The organism is Pseudomonas sp. BW7P1, from assembly GCF_024981055.1.
Taxonomy (GTDB): Bacteria; Pseudomonadota; Gammaproteobacteria; order Pseudomonadales; family Pseudomonadaceae; genus Aquipseudomonas; species Aquipseudomonas bananamidigenes.
Genome location: NZ_CP103374.1, coordinates 2634719 through 2659239, shown reverse-complemented (window position 1 = coordinate 2659239; position 24521 = coordinate 2634719). Strand labels below are relative to the sequence as shown.

The 24521-nt window shown below is 62.1% G+C and carries 15 protein-coding genes (1 of these 15 cut by a window edge); 8 read left to right on the top strand and 7 right to left on the bottom strand.

Annotation, left to right across the window (positions count from 1 at the left end; all coding sequences use genetic code 11):
- Positions 1-585 carry a TetR/AcrR family transcriptional regulator gene (locus NWV16_RS11870; RefSeq protein WP_260523168.1) on the bottom strand — a complete coding sequence of 195 codons (585 nt, stop codon included), beginning with the start codon at positions 583-585 and terminating at the stop codon, positions 1-3.
- Positions 586-795: 210 nt separating this feature from the next.
- On the opposite strand from NWV16_RS11870, the gene NWV16_RS11865 reads away from it, so the two are divergent.
- Positions 796-1473: a type 1 glutamine amidotransferase domain-containing protein gene (locus NWV16_RS11865; protein WP_260523167.1), complete on the top strand. Its 678-nt coding sequence runs from the start codon at positions 796-798 to the stop codon at positions 1471-1473.
- A gap of 62 nt (positions 1474-1535) precedes the next feature.
- On the opposite strand, the gene NWV16_RS11860 is transcribed toward NWV16_RS11865, so the two are convergent.
- From NWV16_RS11860 to NWV16_RS11850, 3 genes are all read right to left on the bottom strand, one after another.
- The gene (locus NWV16_RS11860) at positions 1536-3071 is read right to left on the bottom strand and encodes a diguanylate cyclase (protein WP_260523166.1); all 1536 of its coding nucleotides are present in this window, start codon (positions 3069-3071) and stop codon (positions 1536-1538) included.
- A gap of 195 nt (positions 3072-3266) precedes the next feature.
- Positions 3267-4811: a class I SAM-dependent methyltransferase gene (locus NWV16_RS11855; RefSeq protein WP_260523165.1), complete on the bottom strand. Its 1545-nt coding sequence runs from the start codon at positions 4809-4811 to the stop codon at positions 3267-3269.
- 95 nt (positions 4812-4906) lie between these two features.
- Positions 4907-5869, bottom strand: a complete 963-nt coding sequence (locus tag NWV16_RS11850; protein ID WP_260523164.1) for a threonine dehydratase — start codon at positions 5867-5869, stop codon at positions 4907-4909.
- 96 nt (positions 5870-5965) lie between these two features.
- On the opposite strand from NWV16_RS11850, the gene NWV16_RS11845 reads away from it, so the two are divergent.
- The 7 genes from NWV16_RS11845 (at position 5966) to NWV16_RS11815 (ending at position 14938) form a co-directional block, all read left to right on the top strand.
- The gene (locus tag NWV16_RS11845; RefSeq protein WP_260523163.1) at positions 5966-6805 is read left to right on the top strand and encodes an AraC family transcriptional regulator; all 840 of its coding nucleotides are present in this window, start codon (positions 5966-5968) and stop codon (positions 6803-6805) included.
- Positions 6806-6946: 141 nt separating this feature from the next.
- Positions 6947-8446: a glycine betaine/L-proline transporter ProP gene (proP, locus tag NWV16_RS11840; protein ID WP_260523162.1), complete on the top strand. Its 1500-nt coding sequence runs from the start codon at positions 6947-6949 to the stop codon at positions 8444-8446.
- 128 nt (positions 8447-8574) lie between these two features.
- Complete coding sequence (gene yghU / locus NWV16_RS11835) at positions 8575-9414, top strand: glutathione-dependent disulfide-bond oxidoreductase (RefSeq protein WP_260523161.1); 840 nt, start codon at positions 8575-8577, stop codon at positions 9412-9414.
- Between the two features lie 37 nt (positions 9415-9451).
- Complete coding sequence (gene glcD / locus NWV16_RS11830; protein WP_260523160.1) at positions 9452-10951, top strand: glycolate oxidase subunit GlcD; 1500 nt, start codon at positions 9452-9454, stop codon at positions 10949-10951.
- Positions 10951-12015, top strand: coding sequence for a glycolate oxidase subunit GlcE (gene glcE / locus NWV16_RS11825; RefSeq protein WP_260523159.1), 1065 nt, complete (start codon positions 10951-10953; stop codon positions 12013-12015). The genes glcD and glcE overlap by 1 nt, the downstream gene beginning before the upstream one ends.
- A gap of 3 nt (positions 12016-12018) precedes the next feature.
- Complete coding sequence (gene glcF, locus NWV16_RS11820; protein ID WP_260523158.1) at positions 12019-13251, top strand: glycolate oxidase subunit GlcF; 1233 nt, start codon at positions 12019-12021, stop codon at positions 13249-13251.
- A gap of 913 nt (positions 13252-14164) precedes the next feature.
- Entirely contained in the window at positions 14165-14938 is a 774-nt protein-coding gene (locus NWV16_RS11815) for a helix-turn-helix transcriptional regulator (RefSeq protein WP_260523157.1), read from the top strand.
- Between the two features lie 57 nt (positions 14939-14995).
- Here NWV16_RS11815 and NWV16_RS11810 read toward each other — a convergent pair whose 3' ends face one another.
- The 3 genes from NWV16_RS11810 to NWV16_RS11800 form a co-directional block, all read right to left on the bottom strand.
- On the bottom strand, positions 14996-16954 hold the full coding sequence (locus NWV16_RS11810) for a MacB family efflux pump subunit (RefSeq protein ID WP_260523156.1): 1959 nt from the start codon (positions 16952-16954) through the stop codon (positions 14996-14998).
- A gap of 2 nt (positions 16955-16956) precedes the next feature.
- Entirely contained in the window at positions 16957-18105 is a 1149-nt protein-coding gene (gene macA, locus NWV16_RS11805) for a macrolide transporter subunit MacA (RefSeq protein WP_260523155.1), read from the bottom strand.
- A gap of 65 nt (positions 18106-18170) precedes the next feature.
- On the bottom strand, positions 18171-24521 hold the 3' end of the coding sequence (locus NWV16_RS11800) for a non-ribosomal peptide synthetase (RefSeq protein WP_260523154.1). Its footprint extends 8298 nt past the window's final position; 6351 of the gene's 14649 nt are visible here — the last part of the coding sequence; its start codon lies beyond the right edge, outside the window — the gene reads right to left on this strand; its stop codon occupies positions 18171-18173.

The following is a 24521-nucleotide window of genomic DNA, read 5'->3' as shown; positions in this document are numbered from 1 at the left end:
TCAAGCGCCCAAAAGTCGCCGGGTGGTCGCCATCGACGTGCTCAGCGGTTGCCCGGTCCGTTGCAACTTGTTCAACAGACTGGCCCCCAGCCACAGCTGATACAAGGTCTCCGCCAGTTGCCGGGCATCGCCGTCGGGCAGGCTGTTTTCGCTCTGGCCCTGCTCGATGCAAGCGGTGATGCGCGCCACCACGCGCTCGGCGCCATCACGCAAGGTCAGGCGCATGGCTTCGGACAGATCGGCCACCTCGGCACTGAGCTTCACCACCAGGCACTCGTCGCCGTGCCCTTCCAGCGTGCAGCGATCCAGCCAGCCCTGCCAGTAATCCATCAGACGCTCGCGGGCATTCAGGCCGGGCAGCGTCAGGCGCCGCTCCATCTCGGCGAGGTAACCGACAAAGTAGTCCTCGAGCAGCGCCTGGCCGTACAGCTCCTTGGATTTGAAGTAGTGATAGAACGAGCCCTTGGGCACGCCGGCGGTCTGCAGGATCTCGTTCAGACCGACACTGGTGAAGCCTTTCTCGGCCATCATCCGGTGGCCGGTGTCGAGCAGGTGTTGGCGGGTGTCGTCGTAGGTCGGTTTCATCGGGGCGCGGATTACCAGGCAATAGACCAGTCGTTTAATGCGAAGGAACGGGAGTTTGCCACACCGGTCCATGAAAAACATGCGGATAAAAAACAACTAGACGACTGGTCTAATTGGAAACTAAGCTGCGCCCCGATAACCTTTTCCCCGGTGTCGGTCCTGTGTGAATCCCTCGCACAGCCACGACTGCCGACCCACCCAAGGTGCTCTATGAAAATCTTGATGGTTCTGACCTCCCACGATCAACTCGGCAACACCGGCAAGAAAACCGGCTTCTGGCTCGAAGAGTTCGCCGCGCCCTATTACGCCTTCAAGGATGCCGGCGCCGATATCACGCTGGTTTCGCCCGCCGGCGGCCAGCCACCGCTGGATCCGAAAAGCGACGAACCTGACGCCCAGAGCGCCGAGACCGACCGCTTCCGCAAGGATCCGGCGGCGCAACAAGCGCTGGCAAATACCGGACGCCTGGCCGATGTCCGTGCCGAAGATTTCGATGCCGTGTTCTATCCGGGCGGTCATGGCCCGCTCTGGGACCTGGCCGAGGACAAGCACTCCATCGCCCTGATCGAAGCCTTCGCCCGCAGCGACAAACCCCATGGTTTCGTCTGCCATGCGCCAGGTGTGCTGCGGCATGTGCTCGGTGCCGACGGCAAGCCGCTGGTCCGGGAACGTGAAGTGACGGGGTTCACCAACTCCGAAGAGGCGGCGGTCGGCCTGACGGATGTGGTGCCGTTTCTGGTCGAGGACGAGTTCCAGCGCCTCGGCGCACGGTATTCCAAAGCCGCCGACTGGCAGGTGCACGTCGTGACCGACGGGAAACTGGTCACCGGCCAGAACCCCGCCAGTTCCGCCGCTGTTGCCGAAAAGCTGTTGACGTTGCTCGGCTGACGTTTTCAGCGGTCATCCATCCGGAGGCCGCGCGTCGCGCACTATCGGCCCGTTCAGCAGGCTCACACGGGTTGTGCTGAATGGGCACTTTCGCCGGGAGCACCCCTTGCCATCCGGTTCCGCCCTGTGGACTTCGCCTGGTACAGCGCCTGATCGGCCGCCTCGATCAGCGCCTGCACCTCTGCAAGCTGCGGACCGGTCGCCGCGGTAACGCCGATACTGACCGTCACCTTGCCGAACGGGCTCGCCGGATGAGCAATGGAGGCTTGCGACAGTCGCTCCAGAATCAGTTGCGCCACGACCGTCGCTCCCTCGCCATCGGTGTCGGGCATGATGATCGCGATCTCTTCCCCGCCATAGCGCGCCACCAGGTCCGACGGTCGCCGCACACAGGCCTCAAGCACCTTCCCCACCCGTTGCAGGCAGGCGTCGCCGGCCACATGCCCCTGGGAATCGTTGAACAGCTTGAAGTAGTCGATATCGATCATCAGCAGGGCCAGTGTCGCCCCGTCCCTTTGTGCCCGGCGCGCTTCCATGGCCAGGGTTTCATCGAAACAGCGGCGATTGGCGAGGCCGGTCAGCGCATCTTTCCTCGCCAGCAATTCCAGCTGCCGATTGGAACCGAGCAACTGCTGTTGGGTGAGCCGCAACTCCCCTTCCACCTGGGTCCGCCGACGTATATCGACAATGAGAAACCAGCCGATCACGCCCGTGAGCGCCAGCAACGAGGCAACCACCACCAGCGACAAAAGCGCCTCCAGTCGCCACGCCGCCAAAGCTTCGCGCTTGCCGAGCGCGACCGTGGTAATCAGCGGCAGCTTTTCACTCTTGCGAAACGCGTAGAGCCGCTCCACCCCGTCAAGGCTGGATGTGAAAGATGCGGTGCCCACCGACTGGTCCACCAGGTACTTCGCATAGATGGGTGACTTGGAGAAATTGCGCCCCATGTCCTGTTCACGGAAGGGATAACGCACCAGCAGCGTACCGTCGGTATAGGACAGACCGATGGCCCCCTCCTGCCCGACGTCGAGCTTGCCGAACAGTCGCAGGAAGTTCTCGACGCCCAGGGTGACCGCCACCACACCGGCAAAATCTCCATGCGCGTCATTGAAGCGGCGACTCACGGTTATCACCCACTCCTGATTCGAGCGGCTACGGATGGGCGGGCCGATGAAGGGCTCGCGGGAGGGATCGTCACGGTGATGGATGAAGTAGGCCCGGTCACTGCTGTTGGCCCCCGCCGGAATCGGTCGGTTGGAGGACATCAGCCAGCGGCCGCGTTTATCGTAGACGGCAACGCCACTGAGCTGCGGCATCAGCGGCTGTTGACGTTTGACCAGGGCACTCAAGCGTTCGATCTGCGCGGGGCCGCTGCCCTCGGTTTCCAGACGCTCGACGAGGCCGAGCAACAGCAGCGAGCTCTGCCGGACGATGCCTTCGGAATAAGTCGCGAGCGCCTGGGTCAGGTTCAGCCCGTGGACGTTCACTTCGTCCAGCGCCTGTTCCCGAGAGCTCAGCACCTTCCAGATGGTCAGCGACGCCAGGGAGCAGCCGATCATCAACAGCAACAGCATCACGAGGTGGGTATCACGCTTCACATCAGTACCTTTTGGAAAGTCCGTTTCCCTCATGGCCGTTGTCGGACCGGGGCAATATCGGCGACCGTCTGTTCGGGGCCGCGCAGGATACAAGCAGTCCATCGACGGCGCAGCAACGGCGTGTCGGCGCCTCGATGAACTGTTCGCTGATCGCCCGGTTCGATAAAAACCCCAATCCCGAAAGACGTATTGCCGCTAAACGACTTTCAGTGCCTTGAGAACGACCAGCGAACGCTCGGCGAATGCCTCGGCTTGCTCGGTCAGTTCGGCAAGGTTTTCTTCGGCGGTGGTCAGTGCCTTGCCGTCCTTGAGCAAGCCTTCACCCTGACCGCCGATGATGCCCCAGGCCAGCAGTGCCCAGTCGGCCGGACGGGTTTTGCCTTGCTTGATCGAAATCAGGAACAACTGCTGGAAGCGGCTGACCGTCACGCCACCGCCGGTGACCGGGCTGGCCAGTACCTGAATCCTGTGGTCGAACAGCGAGCGTCTGCACAGTTGCAGATTGAGGGTGCTGCAGCGCGCCTGCACCTGCGCCTCGGCCGCTTCACTCTGGCACGGTGCCACGGCGCCCATCCCGATCAACACATTAAGCGCCTGTTCCACATCGCCATAACTCAACGACTGCGTAGCTTCCAGCAAGTGGCGCAGGGTTTTCGGCACATAGGCGTCGTCCGCCAGCGCCTCCAGCACCGGACCGTAAATTTCCGCCTGCAAGGTCGCCGAACCCGCCGGTCCGGTGACGCTGCCCGCAACACTGTCCGCCAGTTGCATCAGAACGAAGCGGGTGCCGAGCATCCGTTCACGGTGCTCGGAGGCGGACAGCCGGGTGGCGCCACGGACGTAGAGATCGCGACGGAAGTTCTGATTGACGAAGTAATCACGCGCCTGCTCGCGCATGACCGGATGCTCGATGCCTTCCAGAAAGTCCATGCCTTCGGCGCTCAGGTTGAGCGGGTCCACCGAATCCAGCGGGACAGCCGTGGTGGCGTAGTCGAGCTTGGCCGGGGCCATGGCCTGGACCACATCGGTGAAGTACATGCAGTTCCAGTCGCGGTTGAAGTATTCGTGAGCCACGTACTGACGGTTCTGGCCTTTGATGCTTTGCAACTTGGCGTCCAGCCCCGGCACCGAGTCGGCATAGTTGGGATTGGCCGCCAGCAGCGCCTCGGAGAATTGCAGCGCAGCGTCGATACGCTGGTCCGGCCGTGCAGACGCTTGCGCGGCGAAGCGGTCATGCAGGCTGAACAACTGGCGCAACGGGGCCATGGGCGACCAGCCCGGGAAGCAGTTGTAGCTGATGTACACATGACCGCCCGGCTTGAGGTGGCGGCGGACGAATTCGACGATCAGCTTGTGATTGTCCCGGCTGACCCAGGTCCAGATACCGTGCAGGCTGATGCTGTCGAACTGCGGCAGGTCATGGCGGGCCAGCAGTTGCTCGAAACTGTCGTCATACAGGCGCGCATCGCTGCCCCAGTCATTCGCCAGTCCGATCGCATGGGCGGCCTGGCCCGGATGGAAATCGGTACCGACGTAAGTCCCCGGATTACCGGCGGCATGGATATTGATCGACACGCCCTGGCCAAAGCCCAGTTCGCAGTGATAACCGTCGCTGCCCTCAAGCGTGGCAAAACCGCGAAGCAACAAACAATAACGCTGGAAAACCGGATTGATTTCCCGGCTGTACCCGTAGGTGTAGCCTTCGTCCGTGAAATAACCTTCGTTCCAGGCATTGCTCATGCGCGCACCCTTTATTTTGGTAGTGGGAACGGCACTTATAGGGGTACTCAGGGCGATTCACAAGCGCAAAAAGCCCTGACCCTGTTGCGATGGGCTCATCCTCGGCCAATCACCTGCGCATACACCGATCGGTCAATGTTCCCGCCGGACAGAATCACCCCCACTCGTCGACCCTGCATCTTGTCCCGCTCCTGCATCAACGCCGCCAGTGCCGCAGCGCCGGCGCCTTCGGCGAGGTTGTGGGTGTCGGTGTAATACACGCGCACGGCTTCGGCGATTTCCTCCTCGCTGACGGAGACGATACGTGCAGCGCCAGCTCCGTAGACATCGAACGCCTCGGCAATCGGCTTGCGTACGGCCAGGCCGTCGGCAAAGGTATTGGCGGAGGCGGTCTCGCACAGGGTTTTCGCCTCGAAGGACAGCTTGGCAGCGGCCGCTTCTGTGGACACCACGCCCACCACCTGGGTCTCCAGACCCAGCGCATCCCGAGCGGCGATCACGCCACAAATGCCGGAGCCGCAACCGATGGGCACGTAAACGGTGTGCAGATCGGGTGCCGCACTGAACAGCTCCAGCGCATAGGTCGCCACGCCCTTGACCAGTTCGGTGTGAAACGGTGGCACCAGAAAGAGCCCGTGCGCCTGCGCCAACCGCGCCGCTTCCTCGCGAGCCTCATCGAAATCCCGCCCGAACTCGACCACCTCGCCACCGAAGCCGCGCATGGCGTTGTTTTTTTCCAGCGAGTTGCCCTGCGGCACCACAATCAATGCTTTCAGCCCTGCTTCTCGCGCTGCCAGCGCCAGGCTTTGCCCGTGATTGCCGCGCGTGGCGGAGACAATGCCTTTGACGTTCGGGTGTTCACGCCGAAGCCAGTGCATGAAGGTGATGCCACCGCGCACTTTGAAAGCGCCGGTCGGCGTGTGATTTTCGTGCTTGACCCATACCGTGCAACCCAGTCGCTCGGCCAGCAACGGCCAGCGATATTGAGCGGTGGCCGGCATCACCTGGTAAACCTGACGGGCAGCCTGTTCGATGTCTTGCCGAGTGAGTGAATGCATGGGAATCTCCTTGTGCGTGGCCCCCAGTCTAGGCACAGGCACATCACGTCGGCTTTCAAAAAACTGACCTGACTTTTGCCTCGGTTCTTCACTACCATGGCGGTCATGAGCCATCGCCCGCCGTCACCCGTCGTCCCCGAACCGGTCCGTCGTATCGAGGCCGGCCCGTGGACGATCGAATTGTTGACCGGTGCCGCCTACGCAACCCGTTATGTCGCGACTCAATCGGCGATTGGCTTCGCCTTCGACAGCCAGCGCGGCGTGCACGCCATCGGCAGTGACCGGATCCGCCCCTTCGACGCGCTGCCCAATGGTCTGGCGTTCGTCCCGGCTGGCTGTGACGTGATGTCCGAGTCCCCCACGGGCGGTGAATACCTGCGGGTGATTCGCACGGACGGCGTGGCGCTGGTGGGTGATCGGGCCTTCAACAACCACATCGATCCGCCGGCCATTCGCCTTGCATCGCGCATGCGCAGCGCGATGCTGAGGGCTTCGGTGGACGATGAATGGGAAACCTGGGCCCTCGAACTGGCAGAGCGAGCCCAGGGTCGATGCCTTCCATCGCCTCAAGGCGCCCTCACCGACCGTCGCATGCGCCTGCTCGACGAATTCATCAACGCCGGCCTCGACGGTCCGCTGGGTGTCCAGGCCATGGCGAAATTGCTGGATTTGTCCGAAGGCTATTTCAACCGCGCCTTCAAACAGACCACCGGCAAAAGCCCCCATAGTTATCTGATCGACCGACGCCTGGCCCGCGCCCGGGCGCTGATGCACGACGCCCGCGCCGGCCTTTCGGAGATCGCCCTCGCTTGCGGTTTCAATTCTCAGGCACACATGACCCGTGCGTTCACCCAACGACTGGGCGTGAGTCCGGCGCAATTGCGCGCAGGATCGCGCCACGATGGCGTCATCGGCAAAAAACCGGGTGAGTGGTGAATTTTTTCGTGTCCGCTTGTATCTGATCTGGAAGAAGCCGTGCCATCAAGGAGATGGCATTGGCCACGGCGAACCGCTCTGGCCCAGCCTCTCGGGGCTTGCCGGTTTGCACAAAAACAGATCCGATGCAGAGTGAATCCCATGGAATCAAAGGAAAGCGTCAGCCCGATCGGGTTGAAAGACATCACCATTGTCGACGACGCCAAGATGCGCAAGGCCATCACCGCTGCGGCGCTGGGCAACGCGATGGAGTGGTTCGATTTCGGCGTCTACGGCTTCGTGGCCTACGTGCTGGGCAAGGTATTTTTCCCCGGGGCCGATCCCGGCGTGCAAATGATCGCGGCACTGGCAACGTTCTCGGTACCGTTCCTGATCCGGCCGCTGGGCGGGCTGTTCTTCGGTGCGCTGGGGGACAAGTACGGACGCCAGAAAGTCCTCGCGGCAACCATCGTCATCATGTCACTCAGTACGTTCGCCATTGGGCTGATCCCCTCCTATGCCTCGATCGGCATCTGGGCGCCGATCCTTCTGTTGCTGGCGAAAATGGCCCAGGGCTTTTCTGTCGGGGGCGAGTACACCGGTGCTTCGATTTTCGTCGCCGAATATGCGCCGGATCGCAAACGCGGCTTTCTCGGCAGCTGGCTGGACTTCGGTTCCATCGCCGGTTTCGTCCTGGGTGCCGGCGTGGTGGTGCTGATTACCGCAATCATCGGCGAAGAGAAATTCCAGGACTGGGGCTGGCGCCTGCCGTTCTTCCTCGCCCTGCCGCTGGGCATGATCGGTCTCTACCTGCGTCATGCGCTCGAAGAGACACCGGCCTTCCAGCAACATGTCGACAAGCTTGAGCAAGGTGACCGCGAAGGCCTGGCCGGCGGCCCGAAAGTGTCGTTCAAGGAAGTCGCGACCAAACACTGGCGCAGCCTGATGACCTGCATCGGCGTGGTGGCGGCGACCAACGTCACTTATTACATGCTGCTGACCTACATGCCGAGCTATCTGTCGCACAACCTGCATTACAGCGAGAACCGCGGGGTGTTGATCATCATCGCAATCATGGTCGGCATGCTGTTCGTACAACCTGCCATCGGTTTTATCAGCGACAAGATCGGCCGCCGTCCCTTCATCATCTTCGGCAGCATCGCTCTGTTCATTCTGGCGATTCCCGCCTTCATGCTGATCAACAGCGGCAAGATCGGCCTGATCTTCTCAGGCTTGTTGATACTGGCCGTGGTGCTCAACTTCTTCATCGGTGTCATGGCCTCTACGCTGCCGGCGATGTTTCCGACCCATATCCGCTACAGCGCGCTGGCCAGTGCGTTCAACGTCTCGGTGCTGATCGCCGGGGTGACACCGACCGTCGCAGCGTGGCTGGTGGAAAGCACCCAGAACCTGTACATGCCGGCCTATTACCTGATGGTGACCGCCGTCGTCGGGTTGATTACCGGTGTGACCATGAGAGAAACCGCCAACAAACCGCTACGCGGGGCCGCGCCGGCAGCTTCCGATATTGCTGAAGCGCGGGAGCTGTTGCAGGAGCACCACGACAACATCGAACAGAAAATCGAAGACATCGACGCCGAGATCGCCGAGCTGCAAGCCAAACGCGATCATCTGGCGCAACAGCACCCGCGAATCGAATAACCATATAAGGAGTTGATGGGACAACAGGGTGGCATTCAAATGCCGTTCTGTGGTGTTCTGTTCGTCAGGAGCCGGTGGTTTTTTCTGCCGGCTCACCACATTTCAGCAGCTGACGATGAGGTTCGTTCATGAGCAAGGCGCCTTACGTACCACCCAAGGTCTGGAAACACAGCGCTCCGTCCGGCGGCCACTTCGCCAACATCAATCGCCCGATTGCCGGGCCGACCCATGACAAGCAACTGCCCGTCGGCAAGCATCCGTTGCAGCTGTACTCGCTGGCCACACCCAACGGGGTGAAAGTCACCATCCTGCTGGAAGAGTTGCTGGCTCTGGGTCATGCCGGTGCCGAATACGACGCCTGGCTGATCCGCATCGGCGAGGGCGATCAGTTCTCCAGCGGCTTTGTCGGGGTCAACCCGAACTCAAAGATCCCGGCACTGCTGGACCGCAGCGTGGAGCCAGCAATCCGCGTATTCGAATCCGGCTCGATCCTGCTTTACCTGGCCGAAAAGTTCGGCGCCTTCCTGCCCACCGACCTCGCCGGCCGCACCGAAACCCTGAACTGGCTGTTCTGGCAAATGGGCTCGGCGCCCTACCTGGGCGGCGGTTTCGGGCATTTTTATGCCTACGCGCCGGAAAAGTTTGAATACCCGATCAACCGCTTCACCATGGAAGCCAAGCGTCAGTTGGATGTGCTCGACCGGCGTCTTGCCGAAAGCCCTTATCTTGCCGGCGACCACTACACCATCGCCGACATCGCGGTCTGGCCGTGGTACGGGCAACTGGTGCGCAACAACGTGTACGGCGCGGCCGAGTTCCTGTCGGCTCACGAATACACCCATGTGCAGCGCTGGGCTGAGGACATCGCCAGACGGCCGGCGGTCATCCGTGGGCAGCGTGTCAACCGCACCTGGGGCGACGAAGCGAGCCAGGTACCCGAAAGACATGAGGCGGCTGATCTGAAGTAATCGCTTGCAGCCGATAATAAAAACAAGGGGCGCCCGCATGAACATTCTTTACGACGAACAGGTCGACGGCGCCCTGCCGGACGTCGATAAAACCGCGCTGTTGCAGGCGTTGCAAACCCGGTGGCCGGCACTGGAAATCCTGCACCAGCGCGAGGATCTCGCCCCGTACGAATGCGACGGGTTGTCCGCCTATCGCACCACACCGCTGCTGGTGGTTCTGCCACGGCATCTGGATGAAGTGCAGGGCATCTTGCGAATCTGTCATGAGATGAACGTGCCGGTGGTGGCCCGGGGTGCCGGCACCGGTTTGTCCGGTGGGGCGCTGCCGCTGGAAAAAGGCGTGCTGCTGGTGATGGCGCGCTTCAACAACATCCTGCACATCGACCCGGCCGCTCGCACCGCACGGGTTCAGCCGGGAGTACGCAATCTGGCGATCTCCCAGGCTGCCGCACCGTTTGGTCTGTATTACGCGCCGGACCCGTCCTCGCAGATTGCCTGTTCCATCGGTGGCAACGTCGCGGAAAACGCCGGTGGCGTGCATTGCCTGAAATACGGCCTGACCGTGCACAACCTGCTCAAGGTCGACATTCTCACCGTAGACGGCGAACACCTCACGCTCGGCTCCGACGCACTCGATTCTCCCGGTTTCGATCTGCTGGCGCTGTTCACCGGCTCCGAAGGCCTGCTGGGTGTGATCACCGAAATCACGGTCAAGCTGCTGCCCAGGCCGCAGACCGCGAAAGTCCTGCTGGCCGCCTTCGACTCCGTGGAAAACGCCGGCCGTGCCGTGGCTGACATCATCGCCGCCGGCATCATCCCCGGCGGCCTGGAAATGATGGACAACCTGGCGATCCGCGCCGCCGAGGATTTCATCCACGCCGGCTACCCGGTGGACGCCGAGGCCATCTTGCTGTGTGAACTCGATGGCGTTGAAGCCGACGTCCACGATGACTGCATCCGCGTACGCCAGGTGCTGGAGAACGCCGGCGCCAGCGAAGTGCGTCAGGCCAGGGACGAGGCCGAGCGCGTGCGCTTCTGGGCCGGGCGCAAGAATGCCTTTCCTGCCGTGGGTCGTCTGTCACCGGATTACTACTGCATGGATGGCACCATCCCGCGCCGCGAACTGCCCGGCGTCCTGCAAGCCATTGCGCAGTTGTCCGCCGAACATGGCCTGCGGGTGGCCAACGTGTTCCACGCGGGTGACGGCAACATGCATCCGTTGATTCTGTTCGATGCCAACCGGCCCGGAGAGCTGGAGCGCGCCGAAACCCTGGGAGGTAAAATTCTTGAACTGTGTGTAAAGGTCGGCGGCAGCATCACCGGCGAACACGGCGTGGGTCGGGAGAAAATCAACCAGATGTGCGCACAGTTCAACAGCGATGAGCTGACCCTGTTCCATGCCGTCAAAGCCGCGTTCGACCCCGGCGGTCTGCTCAACCCGGGCAAGAACATCCCGACCCTGCACCGCTGCGCCGAATTCGGCGCCATGCATATCCACGCAGGACAGCTGCCCTTCCCCGAGCTGGAGCGTTTCTGATGAATCATGGCAAGGACGTCGATGACAGCGCCGCGCTGCTTGAGCAGGTCAATCAGGCGTTGCACGCTGCAATGCCGTTACGGATTCAGGGCGCCAACAGCAAGGCCTTTCTGGGGCGAATCGTTGCCGGAGAAATCCTCGACACCCGCACCCATCGCGGCATCGTCCACTACGACCCGACCGAATTGGTGATCACCGCACGTTGCGGCACACCGCTGGCCGAACTGCTGGCGGTGCTGGACGCTTCACAACAAATGCTGCCGTGCGAGCCTCCGGTCTTCGCCGACGACGCAACGGTGGGCGGGATGGTCGCCAGCGGTCTGTCGGGCCCGCGACGGCCATGGTCAGGGGCGGTGCGGGATTTCGTGCTCGGCACCCGCATCATCACCGGTCATGGCAAGCACCTGCGGTTCGGCGGTGAGGTCATGAAGAACGTCGCCGGTTATGACCTTTCCCGGCTGATGGCCGGCAGCTACGGCACGCTCGGGGTCATCACCGAAGTTTCGCTCAAAGTCCTGCCCAGGCCGCGTCAGTGCCTGAGCATCAGCCTGGAGATGGACAGCCAGCGAGCCTTGCAGCGCCTGGTGGAATGGGGCCAACAACCGTTGCCGATCAGCGCCGCCTGCCACGACGGCCAGCGGCTGCATTTGCGGCTGGAAGGAGGCGATGGTTCGGTGGCCGCTGCCCGGGACCGTCTCGGTGGTGAAATACTCGACGGTTCCTATTGGGCGGACTTGAATGAACAGCGCCTGGCCTTCTTCGATGAAGACATGCCGCTGTGGCGCCTTTCGGTGCCGAACAACGCACCGCCACTGGACGTGAACGGCACCCGGTTGCTTGACTGGGGCGGCGCCCAGCAGTGGCTCAAGTCAGGGGAGGAAGCGGTGTTGATCCGCCAGGCGGTTTCGAAGGCTGGCGGGCATGCGACCTGCTACAGCCATGGTTTGATCGATGCGCCCTTCCATCCACTGTCGCCCACCCTCTTGCATTATCACCGCCGCCTCAAGCAACAGCTCGATCCTCAGGGCATCTTCAACCCCGGTCGCCTGTACGCGGAGCTTTGAACCATGCAGACCACTCTCAGCGAAAAGGCCCGACAACTGCCCCGTGCCGAAGAAGCCGAGCGCATCCTGCGCACCTGCGTTCACTGCGGTTTCTGTAACGCGACCTGCCCGACCTATCAGTTGCTCGGCGATGAACTCGACGGCCCTCGAGGCCGCATTTACCTGATCAAGCAGGTGCTCGAAGGCAACGAAGTCAGCCGCAAGACCCAACTGCACCTGGATCGCTGCCTGTCCTGCCGCAATTGCGAAACCACCTGCCCGTCCGGTGTGGACTATCACAACCTGCTGGATATCGGCCGGGCTGTGGTAGATGCGGCGGTGCCGCGGCCCATGGGCCAACGCTTGTTGCGCGAAGGTTTGCGCGCAGTCACGCCCGATGCCTCTCGGTTCAAGGGGTTGCTCGGTGCTGGCCGGATCTTCCGCGTGCTGTTGCCCGAGACTCTGCAAGCCAAACTGCCACGCGACACCTCTGCAACCGAGCGCCGCCCGGAAACCCGACATGCCCGTCAAGTGCTGATGCTCGAAGGTTGCGTGCAACCGGGTCTGTCGCCCAACACCAATATGGCGGCGGCACGGGTGCTGGATCGACTGGGAATCAGCATGGCTCCAGCGCGAAATGCCGGTTGCTGCGGCGCCGTGGACTATCACCTCGATGCCCAGGCCAAAGGACTTGAGCGGGCCCGCAAGAACATCGACGCCTGGTGGCCGGCCATCGAACAAGGCGCCGAGGCGATCGTACAGACCGCCAGCGGTTGCGGTGCGTTCATCAAGGATTACGGACACTTGCTTTGCACTGATCCGACCTACGCCGAGAAGGCGAAAACCGTGAGTGCGCTGGCGAAAGATCTGGTCGAAGTATTGCGCGAGGAGCCGCTCGAGTCCCTTGGCATTCATGCCGATCAACGCCTTGCCTTTCACTGCCCTTGCACCTTGCAACATGCGCAGAAACTCGGTGGCGCGGTGGAGTCTGTGCTGAGCCGGCTGGGCTTCAGCCTCACGAGCGTGCCGGACGCCCATTTGTGCTGCGGCTCGGCGGGGACCTATTCGATCACTCAACCGGAACTGGCCCGGCAACTGCGCGACCAGAAGCTGAATGCTCTGGAAAGCGGCCATCCGGAAGTCATCGTCACCGCAAATATCGGTTGCCAGGCCCACCTTGACGGCGCCGGGCGCACGCCGGTCAGGCACTGGATCGAGCTGGTGGATGCCGCGTTGCCATTGGTGAGCGAGGCGTAGGATTGCTGGCGGTGGTCAATCGATGGGCGAAAAAAAACCGCCTTTGCGGGGCGGTTTTTCGGTAGGCCTCAGTTTGCGGCTGGGGCCTGTTTTGTCTCACGGACAGAACTGACGTGCCGGAATACTATTAATCTTTGGTCTTCGTTGCAACGTTATTTTGCGTGCTACACGAAGTCAAGGAAGATGCTGACGGACGTTAACCACCCCAAAACACGCTGACAGAAATAACGAATTACAAAACATATAAAACCTTTATCCATGATCCTCAAAATCCCGCCATAAGACAGGTGAATATGCCAGCGCTCATTCGCCAGTATGTCCATAAGGTTTGGCTGGAACCATAACGGTTTCATGCCCTTCGACACGGTTTTGCACCCGTGCCGGAATGATGGCTCAGAGGGATCACAACCGGCCACCTCATGGACAGAACTGACGTTTATGTCCGAAGGCACACATGGTCCGGTAAGTGCGCTGGAGGTCTGGCCCCCGACCTGGAGGCCAAAACGTATGAAGCTTTTGCTGCGTGCGCTGAGCCTCGTATGGAGATCGTTTCAGGCGTTTCGCTTTTACGAGTTCCTGCGAGACCATTTTGACAACCTGAAGTAACGGTTGTCGATGCGGGAAAAAGCCCGTTTCAGCTTCGGCTGAAACGGGCTTTTTTGTCCTCAAATACTGTCATTTGTATGACTTTCACAAATTTGATCCTGTTCAGCCGTAAGAGATTTCGCTGACATCCGTCATCCCCATGTCTCCTTCACCGTCGGTTATTAGCTAATAGCCCCTTCATTAAATCGTCGCTGAATCGTTGTACTAAGATAGGATCCAATTTCCTGTTGCGCTGTCGCCGGGCATGGAGCTGTTCTCCGGTGGTTCAGGAACACGAGTACCACACTGCAACTCATGGATGAACGACATGAACTCACAGCTGTTTCCTCACATCGGCAAAGTCATCGCCAGCACTGGCAGCCGGCATTTCCCACGGATGCTGCATGACCTGATCCTGACTCAACTTGCGGTGGACGCCACACACATCCGGCAGATGCGCGTGGAGCCGCTCGGGCGTACGCAGCCACGCAGCGAGCCCGAATGCGTCAAGGAAGCCGCCCTGCTGACCGAAACGGTCTATTCCGAACTGAGCACCCTGCCCAGCGCCAATGACTTGCCCGTCCCGGAACCCTCGACCGTCACCGATGCCTCCCAATTGCATCTGACCCGGCGCAACGACGGTTACCGCTATGTGATCTCGGTCTATCGCTGCGGCCCGTCAAAACGTTTTTCCGCTCAGGAGCGCAGCCTGTTGCAGGATATTTCCCCGGTGCTGTTGCCGATGGTGGAAAAACACATCAATGCCCTGCAACCGGCCAGCGTTGATGCACAAGGACAGACCCAGGAACAATCGGAATCGGCCCTGCAAGGCCTGGAAACCCTGCGCCTGCGCTTTTGCGAGCGCGTGGAGCAACTGGGACTGAGCCTGTCGAACCGCGAAATGGAAGTGTGTGTCGGCCTGCTCGCCGGACGCACCGCGCCGGAACTGGCCGAACAGTTGCAATTGAAGGTCAATACCGTTGAAAGCTATCTCAAGCGTGCCGCCATCAAACTCGGTATCAGCGGGCGTCATTCGCTGATGCGCTGGATGTATTCGCCAAAGGATTGCCCGGCGGCCTGCGGTCCGTCGAACGCAGCCTGATATCGTCGTGAAAAGGACCGCCCTCCTGCAAAGGAGGGCGGTCTTTTCACGCCGTCGTCAATCCCGGGCCAACGCCTCGATGGGGTCGAGGCGCGACGCATTGCGCGCCGGTACGAAGCCGAACACGATGCCGATCAGGGTCGAGCAGATTACGGCGGTGAGCACCGAAGTCAGCGAGAACACCATTTCCCACTCTTTGATGAACAATGAAAACAGATGACCGATGGCGTAGGACAGCGAGATACCGATGGCGCCACCCAGCAGACAGACCATCACCGCTTCCACCAGAAATTGCTGACGGATATCCGATTGCCGCGCACCGACCGCCATGCGAATACCGATCTCACGGGTCCGTTCGGTGACCGACACCAGCATGATGTTCATCACGCCAATACCGCCCACCACCAGCGAAATCACCGCAATCAGCGACAGCAGCAATGCCAGTGAGCGGCTGGTTTTCTGCACGGTCTGCATCACGCTGTCGAGGTTGTTGGTGAAGAAGTCCTTGGTGCCGTGGCGCTGCAGCATCAGTTTGTTGACGTGTTCCTCCACCACTTTGCTCGGCTGGCCGTCCTTGATCCGCACGCTGATGCTGTCCAGATAGCGCTGGCCCAGCAACCGGCCCGCTGCGGTTTCATAGGGCACCCAGACGTTGAGCGACTTGCTCGACGAGAAGATGTTTTTGTTCTCCGCCGCCACACCGATCACCGTGCACGGCAAGTTGCCGATCAGGATCACCTGCCCCAGCGGATCGACGCCTTCGCCGAACAATCGGTTTCGGGTGTTGTGATCGATCACCGCCACCTGCGCCTGACGCCGGGCGTCGCTTTCGCTGAACGCAATGCCCGACTCCATCTTGATCCCGCGAACCTGGAAATACAGATCGCTGACACCGTTGACCTGCGCATCCAGGTCGATGTTGCGATAGCGCAGCAACAGGTTACGCCCGACCACCGGCGTGGCGCTGTCGACGTAGTAGAGTTGATTGAGTGCGGTCACGTCGGCGGGCACCAGGGTTTCGATGGCCGCCGAACGACTGTCACCGAAACTGGTGCCGGAATAGATATCGATGGTGTTGCTGCCGATGGCCTGAATGTCCTTGAGTACATAACGCTTGGCCCCTTCGCCGATGGCCGAGATCGACACCACCGAGGTGATGCCGATGACGATCCCGAGCATGGTCAACAAGGTGCGCATCCGGTGGGAGATCAGCGCGACCCAGGCCATGTTGAACGCTTCCTTGAACAACCCGAGGCTGGCCACCAGACGCCGCACTGTCGTGGACTTGGGTGGCACGGCATCCTCGCTGCTCAATGCCGTGGTGTCGCGCTCGTTGCGGCGGTCGCTGAGGATTTCGCCGTCGCTGACCTCAATGATGCGCTCGGCGTTGGCGGCGACCTTGGGGTCGTGAGTCACCAGAATCACCGTGTGCCCTGCGGCGTGCAGCTCCAGCAGAATGCGCATCACCTCCTTGCCGCTGGTGGTATCGAGCGCGCCGGTCGGTTCGTCGGCGAGGATCACTTCACCGCCGTTCATCAAGGCCCGGGCGATACTCACCCGCTGTTGCTGACCGCCGGACAGTTGACTGGGACGATGCGTCAGGTGCCCTTTGAGCCCGAGGCGCGCCAACAGTTCACGGGCTCGGGCATGACGCTGCGGTTCCGGCGTGCCGGCGTAGATCGCCGGCATTTCGACGTTGTGCATCGCACTCAGATGCGGCAACAAGTGATAGCGCTGGAAGATGAAACCGAAATAATCGCGACGCAGCTCGGCCAGCGCCTGATTGTCCAGGTCCCGGGTTTCCCGACCGTTGATCCTGTAGCTGCCGGCGGTGGCGTAGTCGAGGCAGCCGAGGATGTTCATCAGCGTGGATTTACCGGAGCCCGACGCACCGATGATCGCCACCATTTCCCCGGCATTGATCGTCAGATCGATATGCTTCAGCGCCAGAAACTCACGGTCGCCCGCGGTGAAACTGCGGCTGATGCCGCTCAGTTGCAACAGGGGTTCGGTCATGCTCATGCCCCCGCCACTTTCGCCACCGGATCACCGATCACCACCCGGTCACCTTCGGCCAGCCCTTCGTTGACCTGCACCTTGACGTTGTTGTTGATCCCGGTATGAACGTTGCGCGTCTGCGCCTGGCCCTTGGCGTCCAGCACCCGCACCGGGAAGCTGCCGTCATTGTTGCGCGGGCCCAGCGCCGCCACCGGAATCGTCAGCACCGATTTGGCGGTGTCGAGCACCACGCGCACCTGCGCCGTCATGGAAATACGCAGGCGATGATCCGGGTTGGGCACCTCGAACAGCGCGTTGTAGAACACCGCCGTGTTTTGCTTCGGCGTACCGGCGGGCTGGGTTTCCAGGAAGTTCTGCGGTGCGGGCTCGGTACCGCGCAGCTTGCCGTAGTAACGCTTGTCCTCGCCGAGAATGGTGAAGTACACCTCCTGCCCCGGTGCGATATGAATGACGTCAGCCTCCGACACCTGAGCCTTGACGGTCATGGTGTCCAGATCCGCCAGTTTCAGCAGGACCGGCGCCAACTGGTTGGCAATCACGGTCTGGCCTTCCTGGGTGACGATGCCCACCACGTCGCCGTCGATGGGCGCGACGATCCGCGTGTAAGCCAGGTTGACCTTGGCGGTGTCGATCTGGATATGCGCACTCTTGATCTGCGCATCCAGCGACAACAGATTGGCCTGCTGCACTTCGTAGTTCGATTGCGCGGTTTCGAAATCCTGCCGCGAGATCGAGGCGTCCTCCTGCAGGTTCTGATAGCGCTCGTAGATGGCCTTGGTCTGCTTCAACTGAGCCTGGGTCGCCCGACGCTGGGCTTGCAGGTTTTCTTCGTCGACCTGCGCCTGACGCAGCGTGTTCTGCAACACCAGCGGGTCGATTTCCGCCAGCCACTGGCCCTTCTTGACCTTGTCGCCGACCTTGACCTTGAGCGACTTCAACTGTCCCGAGACCTGGGCACCGACGTCCACCTGCTTGATGCCTTCCAGCAGACCGGTGGCCAGCACCGCGTTTTCAATGTCGCCTCGTTCGACCGTGGCGGTCAGGTATTGCGGCGCTTCGGCCGGCGCCTGCACCGTGTAGAACACCAACCCGGCCACCAGTGTCAACGCGATCCCCAGACCGACTTTGCGCAACTTCGACTGTTCCATAAATGACCACAATTCCGTTCAGGGTTGAGCCCGGCCAGTGGCCGGGCTCCAGGTTAAAAAATCGATCAGGACACTACTTGCCCGGCCGCCACGGTCAGCCCGTCATGCCACCACGCCGCAAGACTGAAGACGTTGGGCGCCTTGAGGATCGTGAAGTGGTTGCCGGGGCCGTACCACACCGTCAGATCCCTGGCTTCACGCTGCCAGCCCTCGAGCATGGCCGCCTGTTCACGCTGATTGCCGAGGGCGTCCAGTGTCGGGTCGTCCACGAGCGCCAGGCGCACCGGTCCGGTGTAGGCCAGAGCCGGCCGATAAACCGTGCGCAGCGCCGTGGCGAAGGTTCGCACCGGGCCCCGCATCGCATCGGCAGAGGAGCGATCGGACAGCACGCCCGCATGAACCATCCCCTCATGCAGCAGGCGCATTTGCGTAGCGTCATCGGCTTCAGCGAAGGTCAGTGCATCGATCCCCAATGACTTGCCACTGGACAGTTGCAACGACTCGACCAGCCGCAACAACGCCGCCGTTGTGGTGTACGGCTTGCCCACAACGCTGTTGCCGCCCGGCGATTCGCTGTCGATCAGCGTCAGGGACGCCACTTCGCGCCCCGCCGCTTGCAACTGCGCCGCCATGGCGTACGCCACCCAGCCACCGAACGAATGCCCGATCAGATGCACCGGCCCATGGGGATACAACTGCTCCAGCGCCCGCAGGTAGAAATCGGCAGCACTTTCGACCCGGCTGTGGGGCACCGTCACACCGTCCAGGCCTCGGGGTTGCAGTCCGTAAATCGGCCACTCCGGCCCCAACGCCTCGGTCAGATGGATGAAACCGGTGACACTGTCTCCGGCGCCCGGCACACAGAAAATCGGGGCATGCCCGGTGTGGCCGGTCTGGATCGTCAACAGCGGCTGGTACGCGCGGGGTTCGATGACTGCCGACGTGTGCAATGCCTGACTGATCGCCTGTCCGAGCACTTGCACATGGGGCGACTGCATCATGCTCTGGTGATCGCCTGGCACATCGAAGCAGCGCAGCAGCGTGGCCGGTACCTCGTCCGACCAACCGAGGGTCGGATGACGCCGCGACAGCTCCGTCGGATGTTCCTGCGCCCTGAACAGATGCACCGGCAGTCCGAGCGGATTGATCCGGTAATGAGCCAGTGCATGCCCGTGGGCCACTTCACGATCGAGGTAATGCCACAGATCCTCCGGTGCAGCGGCAGCCATGTCCGGGTGCAGCAGTTGTTCTTCCCGGCAACGCCGCAACAACGGCTGGAAGTCGATTTGCTCGAGTTCGGCCTGCAACAGCGCCAGATGCGCCAGCGCAGCCTGTCCCGCTTCGCCGCGAGCAGCCCAGTACAACGTGCAATGCTGCAACAGCTGGCGCTTGTGCGAATGCTCGTCGCCCCAGCGCGCCTTGCCCTGATCGGTCAGGCGCGGCACGAAACTGTCGATCAGACCGACAAACGCCACGTCCTCATCCATGCCCAGCAACTGCATCGCCACTTCATACGCCAGCACCCCACCGAACGACCAGCCGGCCAGGCGATAGGGCCCTTGCGGCTGCACCGAACGGATGATTCCCACCATGCGCGCCGCCAGGCATTCCATGGTGCGCAGCGGCGCTTCGCCGAACGGAATACCCGGCAGGCCATAGATCGGGAAATCGCCTTCGATATGCAGCCCGAGTGCCGGGAAGTAGGCGTCCAGCCCGCTGAACTCATGCACCAGGAACAGCGGTATGTCGGCACCACCGGCCCGCACCACGACCAGCCCGTCATTCTGTGGCTCAGCCCCGGTACACTGGCTGAGCAAGGTACCGAGCGACTCGATGCTGGCATGCTGGAACAACTCGGCCAGGGTGACCTCCAGCCCGTTCTGTTGCATCAGGTTGACCAGACGAATCGCCAGCAACGAGTGCCCGCCCAGTTCGAAGAAGTTGTCGTGACGCCCCACCTGCTCGACCTGCAACACTTCGGCCCACAACTGAGCGAGGGTCTCCTCCAGCGAATTGGCCGGGGCTGCATAGGCGCGGCTGAGCAGCGCGTCCTGCGCAGGGATCGGCAACGCCTTGCGGTCCACCTTGCCGTTGTTGTTCAGCGGCAAGGCGTCGAGCTGCACCCAGGCCGACGGCACCATGTAATCCGGCAGGCGCGCCTGCAACTGGCTGCGCAGGCGGGTGCTGTCCACGCCCTCTTCAGCGGTGAAATACGCCACCAGACGCAGCGCCTCCTCGCCGTCGCGACGGGCCAGCACGATGGCTTCCCTGACCCCTTCGCAACTCAGCAGGCGGTTTTCGATTTCCCCCAGTTCGATACGGAAACCACGAATCTTCACCTGATCGTCGTTGCGACCGAGGCATTCCAGTTGTCCCGGGGCGAGCCAGCGTGCGAGGTCGCCGGTGCGGTACAACAGCGCGCCCGGTTGATCGCTGAACGGATCTTGCAGGAACTTCTCCGCAGTCAGGTCCGGGCGATTGAGATAACCCAGCGCCACACCTTGCCCACCGATGTACAGCTCGCCGGTCACGCCCATCGGCACCGGTTGCTGACGGGCGTCGAGTACATAGACCTGGGTGTTGGAGATCGGCCCGCCAATCGGCACGCTGTCGGCGTCTTCCGCCACTTCGCGCACTTCAAAGGTTGTGGCGTAGGTGGTGGTTTCGGTCGGGCCGTAGCAGTGGACGATGCGCAGGTCCGGCGCTTCGGCCAGCAGACGGCGGAAGGCCGCCGGGTCGGCGCGTTCACCGCCGCAGAGCACCATGCGCAGGCCCTTGAGGGCCTCGGGAATCAGCTGCACGTACTGGTTGAACAGTGCGGTGGTGACGAACAGGATCGTGACGCCGGAGCTGGCCAGCGCCTGACCGAACAGGTCTGGATCAAGCAAGGTGTCGTGATCGATGACCACCACGCGCCCGCCGTTGAGCAGCGGCCCCCAGACGTCCATGGTGCTGGCGTCGAACGCCGGGTTGGAAGCGAACGCCACACGGTCCTGCGGGTTGAAATCGGCATAACCGTTGTTGATCACCAGCCGGCCGATGGCCCGGTGCGGCACCATCACCCCTTTCGGCGTGCCGGTGGAGCCGGAGGTGTACATGATGTACGCCAACGATTCCGAAGACTGCGGCAAGCCCGGGTTGTGCGTCGGTTGCGCGTCGAGTTTCAGCGCATCCAGATCGATCCGGCGCACGCTGTAGTCGACCGTCTCGGTGCTCAAGGTCAGCAGCGCTGTCGCCCTGCAATCCTCGACCATGAACGCCTGCCGTTCGGTCGGGGCGTTGATGTCCAGCGGCACATAGGCCGCCGCGCATTTGCCGATGGCCAGTTGCGCCACCAGCAGATCCAGCGAGCGCGGCAGCAGGATCGCCACGTGGTCGCCCGGCTGCACGCCCTGCGCGATCAGGTGATGGGCCAGGCGGTTGGCCCGTTGATTCAGCTCTTCATAGGTCAACGCCGCGCGGCCATGCACCGCTGCAACGGCTTGCGGATGCAGTTGCACTTGCTGTTCGAACAGACCGTGAACCGTCGAACCCGCCGGATAATCCCGTTGAGTGGCGTTGAACCCGACCAACAATTCCCGCCGCTCATCCGGCGGCAGGATCGACAGTTGATCGACGCCCAATTGCGGCGTCTGCTCCAGCGCCTGCAACAGGCTCTCGACCACAAGCGCCATGTAGTCGCAGATCCGCCCGGCATCGATCCCGGCCGTGGTCAACGCGGTCAGGCTGAAGTCTTCGCCCAGATCATCGACGCTCAGGCTCAGGCGGTAATTGCTGCGTTCTTCGGCATCGAGCAACTGCATGCCCTGCCATGCCGCCACGACCTCGTCGGACGGCGTACCTCCACCACCGCTGTGGCGATAATTGAACAACGCATTGAACAGCGGCGAGCCCGGCGCCATGGCGCTGCAACGCTGCACCAGTGCCAGCGGCGCGTGTTCGTGGTGCAACAAACGGTTCAAGCGCTGATGGGTCGCCAGTACGGCTTCCTTCACTGAGTGTCCGCTCAGATCGATGCGCAGCGGCAGCGTGTTGATGAACACGCCCAGCGCCCGCTCGGCACCTTCACCACCGTGCAGTCGGCCCAGCATCACCGTGCCGAACACCACGTTTTCACGCCCCGACAACTGCCCCAGCACGCTGGCCCAGGCCAGGTGCATCAAGCTCGCGGCGCTGATGCCCAAACGCCTGGCCCTGGCCCTGACCCGCTGGCTCAACGCGGTGTCCAGCAACCGTTGCGCATGCCCGTTGCCGCTGTCCGCGACCGTGCCCTGACCATACGGCAGGGTCGGCTCGTCGATATCGCCGAGCATCTCGCGGAAGAACGTTTCATGTTCCTGCTCGCTCAACCCCGATCGTGTGCGGGCGACATAAGTGCGATACGGCACCGGTTCGGCCAGTTGTCGTATCTGCCCGAGCAAGACCGACTGCATTTCGAGACGCAGCACGTCCAAGGCAATGTGATCCATCACCAGGTGATGGAACAGCAGCAGCGCCACCACGCGCCGATTGACCGCATCCCAACCATGCACGACCCGCATCAATGGCGCCTGCGCGACGGCCATGCGGTATTGCTGTGCATCGAACCGGCTGCGCAGTTGGCTCAGTGCATCCGTTTCACTGTCATCCAGCTCCACCGTTTCACACACCAGCGAAGCCTGGCGCCAGACCACTTGCACCGGTTCTGCCAGTCCGTCCCAGAACAGCGACGTGCGCAGAATGTCATGGCGCTCGATCACGGCCTGCAAGGCTTCGGCAAACACCCGCAGACGGGATTCATCGGCAAACGCGAACTGCGCCTGCAACACATACGGATCGCCCTGAGGTGCCGACAAGTGATGGAACAGAATGCCCGCCTGCAATGGCGCCAGCGGGTAGATGTCCTGTACGTTCGCTGCGCCGCCGGGAATGCTGGCGACGATTCGGTCGATGGCGGGCTGATCCAGTGCAACCAGCGGCAACATGTCCGGGGTGATGTGTTTGCAGTCCGGCGCAATCCGGTTGGCCGGGATCTCGGCTTCCGTCTCATCACCGACCGCAGCCGCCAGCGCGGCAAGCGTCGGTTGATTGAACAGCACACGGACATCGGCCGTCAGCCCGACGTGCCGCATCCGCGCCACCAGACTGACCGCCAGCAATGAGTGCCCGCCCAGTTCAAAAAAGTTGTCGTGGCGCCCTACCCGCTCCACGTTGAGCAGTTCGGCCCACAGCCCGGCCAGCAGAATTTCCACCTCGCCGACCGGCGCTTCGTATTCACGGGTGATCACCGAGGCCTGATCCGGCACCGGCAACGCCTTGCGGTCGAGCTTGCCGTTGGGACTCAGCGGCAGCGCATCGAGGTGCACGAACACCGCCGGCACCATGTAATCCGGCAGGTGTTCCAGCAGGTGACTGCGCAGCACGTCGATGTCCAGCCGGGTGCCGGTGTAATAAGCGACCAGGCGTTTGTCCCCCGGCACGTCTTCGCGGGCCAGCACCGCCGCTTCCTGCACACCGTCGATATCGGTCAGGCGGGACTGGATTTCACCCAGTTCGATGCGCAGACCTCGGATCTTCACCTGATCGTCGTTGCGGCCCAGGTATTCGATGTTGCCGTCGGCCAGGTAACGGGCGACGTCGCCGGTGCGGTACAGGCGGCCGTTCGGCTGGAATGGATCCTTCAGGAAGCGTTCGGCGTTCAGTTCCGGACGGTTCAGGTAACCGCGAGCGACTTGCACGCCACCGATGTACAGCTCGCCGACCACACCTTGCGGCACCGGTTGTTGCTGAGCATCGAGGATGTACATCCGGGTGTTGGCGATCGGTTTGCCGATCGGCGTGTTGTCCGGTGTGGTGTCGATGGACCCGACACAATCCCAGGCGGTGACGTCCACCGCCGCTTCGGTCGGGCCGTACAGGTTGTGCAATCCAGCGCCCGGCAATTGCTGCTTGAAGCGCCGCACCAGACTGCCCGGCAACGCTTCACCACTGCACATAACCTGGCGCAAACCGTTGCAACGGCTCGTGTCGCCATGGGCGAGGAACACGTCGAGCATCGACGGCACGAAGTGCAGCGTGGTGATGCGTTCGCGCTCGATCACGTCACTCAGGTACAGCGGATCCTTGTGCCCGCCCGGACGGGCCATGACCAGTCGCGCACCGGTCATCAGCGGCCAGAAGAACTCCCACACCGACACGTCGAAGCTGAACGGGGTTTTCTGCAGCACCGAGTCTTCGGAGTTCAGGCGATAGGTGTCCTGCATCCACAGCAAGCGGTTGACCACCCCGCTGTGCTCGTTGATCACGCCTTTCGGCTGCCCGGTGGAACCGGAGGTGTAGATCACGTAGGCCGTGTGCTGCGGGGTCAGTCCGTCGACCGACGGATTTTCGGTCGACAGCGATTGCCAGGTGTCGTGATCCAGATCGACCACCGGTAC

Excerpts from the sequence above, each read along its gene's own strand:
- NWV16_RS11870 (WP_260523168.1), bottom strand. The coding sequence starts at position 585 with ATGAAACCGACCTACGACGACACCCGCCAACACCTGCTCGACACCGGC.
- NWV16_RS11865 (WP_260523167.1), top strand. The coding sequence starts at position 796 with ATGAAAATCTTGATGGTTCTGACCTCCCACGATCAACTCGGCAACACC.
- NWV16_RS11855 (WP_260523165.1), bottom strand. The coding sequence starts at position 4,811 with ATGAGCAATGCCTGGAACGAAGGTTATTTCACGGACGAAGGCTACACC.
- NWV16_RS11850 (WP_260523164.1), bottom strand. The coding sequence starts at position 5,869 with ATGCATTCACTCACTCGGCAAGACATCGAACAGGCTGCCCGTCAGGTT.
- NWV16_RS11845 (WP_260523163.1), top strand. The coding sequence starts at position 5,966 with ATGGCGGTCATGAGCCATCGCCCGCCGTCACCCGTCGTCCCCGAACCG.
- proP (WP_260523162.1), top strand. The coding sequence starts at position 6,947 with ATGGAATCAAAGGAAAGCGTCAGCCCGATCGGGTTGAAAGACATCACC.
- yghU (WP_260523161.1), top strand. The coding sequence starts at position 8,575 with ATGAGCAAGGCGCCTTACGTACCACCCAAGGTCTGGAAACACAGCGCT.
- glcD (WP_260523160.1), top strand. The coding sequence starts at position 9,452 with ATGAACATTCTTTACGACGAACAGGTCGACGGCGCCCTGCCGGACGTC.
- glcE (WP_260523159.1), top strand. The coding sequence starts at position 10,951 with ATGAATCATGGCAAGGACGTCGATGACAGCGCCGCGCTGCTTGAGCAG.
- glcF (WP_260523158.1), top strand. The coding sequence starts at position 12,019 with ATGCAGACCACTCTCAGCGAAAAGGCCCGACAACTGCCCCGTGCCGAA.
- NWV16_RS11815 (WP_260523157.1), top strand. The coding sequence starts at position 14,165 with ATGAACTCACAGCTGTTTCCTCACATCGGCAAAGTCATCGCCAGCACT.
- NWV16_RS11810 (WP_260523156.1), bottom strand. The coding sequence starts at position 16,954 with ATGACCGAACCCCTGTTGCAACTGAGCGGCATCAGCCGCAGTTTCACC.
- macA (WP_260523155.1), bottom strand. The coding sequence starts at position 18,105 with ATGGAACAGTCGAAGTTGCGCAAAGTCGGTCTGGGGATCGCGTTGACA.